This window comes from Luteolibacter sp. (genome assembly GCF_058122085.1).
The window spans coordinates 1-2,741 of record NZ_JBIKBQ010000212.1; the positions used below are offsets into that span (position 1 = coordinate 1).

2 protein-coding genes are annotated in these 2,741 nt (G+C 58.7%); one reads left to right on the top strand and one right to left on the bottom strand.

The window, feature by feature from the left end:
- Positions 1-295: 295 nt before the first annotated feature.
- Complete coding sequence (locus tag AC4DF4_RS18765; RefSeq protein WP_490049624.1) at positions 296-1,000, bottom strand: type I 3-dehydroquinate dehydratase; 705 nt, start codon at positions 998-1,000, stop codon at positions 296-298.
- Between the two features lie 76 nt (positions 1,001-1,076).
- Here AC4DF4_RS18765 and AC4DF4_RS18770 point away from each other — a divergent pair, with 76 nt between their 5' ends.
- Entirely contained in the window at positions 1,077-2,480 is a 1,404-nt protein-coding gene (locus AC4DF4_RS18770) for a sugar transferase (protein WP_490049625.1), read from the top strand.
- The last annotated feature ends 261 nt before the right edge of the window (positions 2,481-2,741 follow it).

Genomic DNA, 2,741 nt, shown 5'->3' on the forward strand with positions numbered 1-2,741 from the left:
TGGGTCTGGGCCGTAAAACAGTGGCAAGCCCTGTAGGGGCGTCATAAAAGGGTGGGTTTTTCTGGCCGAGGACCTGAGCCTAGAATTTCACGGCGTGGGTTTCGCCCTTACAGGGCTTGGTCCTTTTTTTGCGAAACATTCCCAGGGCGATGCCCTGGGCTTTCGCATGGCGCCCCGTTGGGGCTTAGGTCATTGCCCTGCGGGCGAATGCTGAATCGTTCCTGTAAACCGCTTATTACATTGATATTTAATAACTTGCATGTTTTTACTTAACCCGTCATCCCTACTTTCAGGTTTACGCCCGCAACGTGGCCAGCAGCGACTTCAGTTCAGCGGCGGGCCACTGCCCCGGCACCGTGGATTCGTCCAAATACCCGTAGTTTAACACCGAACCAAGCTGGCCCAACAGCAGTCGGGAGACGCGGCCGAATCGACCCATCCCCATCAAGCTCAGCGCAGTGGATGAATCTGACTCCAGCAGGGAGGCCAGCACCTCCAAGTCCGCACTACACTGCGGCGTGACCGCGAATTTCACGATGTCCGCGCCCAGACTCAGCGCTTCGGCGCATAAATCATGCAAGACCACTTCGGCGGGCTGCCCTAGAAAATCATGATACGAGGCCACCACCAACGCTCCGCCCTCGTGCGCCTGATGCACCACCTCCCGAAAGACGCAAAGATTGGAAATTTCAATATCCACCAGTTGAAAATCGTCCACCAAACTCCCCAGCAAGGCGCGCCGCGGGGTCAGCCCAAGCTGATTCAGGCCGCCTTCACGCGGATCGCGCACCGTGAGCAGCGTCGGCCAAGGGCAACTCGCCGCAGCGGAACGAACAGCGGCGGCCGCGTGCGGACAGGCGTCCACCCGGAATTCCACCACGTCACAGGCGCCCGCCACCGACGCCCAATCACCACCCGGCAGGCCCGCCGTCAGCAGGCTGCCGACCACATTCACGGCGTCAAGCCTGATAGATTTTTCCGATGCAACGGGTGAGGTCATGCGCTAGACTGGGGTTTATCAGGTGACAACACCGCGGCCTTTCGCGGTTCATCTCACTGATTTATTGTTTTTGATCATGCTGGGCCGCAAGCAGGAAATCAACCTTCAGTTCAGCCAGCTCCTTGATGTGGTGCTGCTCCTCGTCGCATTCGTCATTGCCTACCAAATCAGGGTCATTTTCCCGGGTTTGTGGATTTTCAGTGATGACCCGGTCCCGGAAATAAACCGGTTCTACTGGCTGCTCGCCATCATCGCCCCTTTCACCCCGCTGGTTCTGGAATTTTTTGGGTATTACGATCCCCCATTGCATAAACAGCCGTGGCCCTTGTGCTCGATCGGTCAGATGATCAAGGCCGGCATGGTCATTGGCGTGGTCATTGGAGCGATTGTCATTTTTGCCCGCAAAAGCGCCGAAAGCCGCGCCGTCCTCGCCCTCCAAGTCGTGGTCGCCCCCGCCCTGCTCCTGACTAAGGAATGGCTCGTGCGCGGCCACCTGCGCCGGAAAATCCACGTCACCGGATGGCGAGAACGCGTCGTCTTCGCCGGCGAACCCAAGGAAATGGACAAACTCATCGCCTCGCTGCCGCGCTCGCAGCGCGACGAAATTAACATCGTCGCCCGCACCGACCTCGGACAACAATCGATCGAAGACTTTGTCAAAACATTGCACACCGCCTCCGTGGAACGCGTCATCGTGGCCGCAAATCACGTCCAGTTCGACAAAATTCAAGACGTCATCAACGCCTGCGAAATCGAAGGCGTAGAAGCATGGCTCTGGACGGATTTTGTCAAAACCTCTATCGCTCGCCCGAGCTTCGACACTCTCGGGGGCCAGCCCATGCTCGTTTTCCGCTCCACCCCAGACGCCTCTTGGGCACTGCTGGCCAAACGAGTCATCGACGTCGTCGGAGCGTCCGCCATGCTCCTTTTCCCCGGGCTGCTCTTCTTATTGATCGCCTGGATCGGTACCCGCCTGCAGTCGCCCGGACCCGTGCTCTTCACCCAGCGCCGCAGCGGCAAAAATGGACAGCCCTTCACCATGTTCAAATTCCGCTCCATGCACACAGACGCGGAACAACGAAAGGCCGAACTGGAATCCCTCAACCAAATGAGCGGACCGGTCTTTAAAATCGAAAACGACCCGAGAATCTTTCCCTTCGGCGCTTGGATGCGCAAGATGAGCATCGACGAATGGCCGCAGTTTTGGAACGTGCTCCGCGGTGAAATGAGCTTGGTTGGCCCCCGCCCACTTCCAGTCTACGAGGTCGAACGATTTTCCGCCGCCGCCCAACGCCGCCGCCTCAGCGTCAAACCAGGCCTCACCTGCCTCTGGCAGGTCAGTGGCCGGAATTCCATCAAAGACTTTGACGAATGGGTCGAGCTCGACCTTCGCTACATCGACAACTGGTCGCTCTGGCTCGACATCTCAATCCTGCTGCGCACTCTGCCCGCCGTGATTCTGGGGTCAGGCGCCAAATAAGTCGGCCCGGGACCAGACGAGCCCGGGTCCAGCCATGCACCCGATTTCTGCGGCCAAGACGTTTTTTTGGCAGGGGGCCGGATGCGAAGAAGCGGTTTCGGATCCGAATCTTTTGTAGCCGTGGGTCGCTGACCCCGGTCGCCACGCCGAACGCCTCTCCGAACGTCTTTTTGGCTGGGGACCGGATGCGAAGAAGCGGTTTCGGAGCCGTTGTCTTGAGGGATGTGGCCTGAGGGCCAGTTGTGGAAATCGGGGCCAGCG

What these genes read in the sequence shown, in the direction of transcription:
- AC4DF4_RS18770 (WP_490049625.1), top strand. Translation starts at nt 1,077, where the DNA reads ATGCTGGGCCGCAAGCAGGAAATCAACCTTCAGTTCAGCCAGCTCCTT.
- AC4DF4_RS18765 (WP_490049624.1), bottom strand. Translation starts at nt 1,000, where the DNA reads ATGACCTCACCCGTTGCATCGGAAAAATCTATCAGGCTTGACGCCGTG.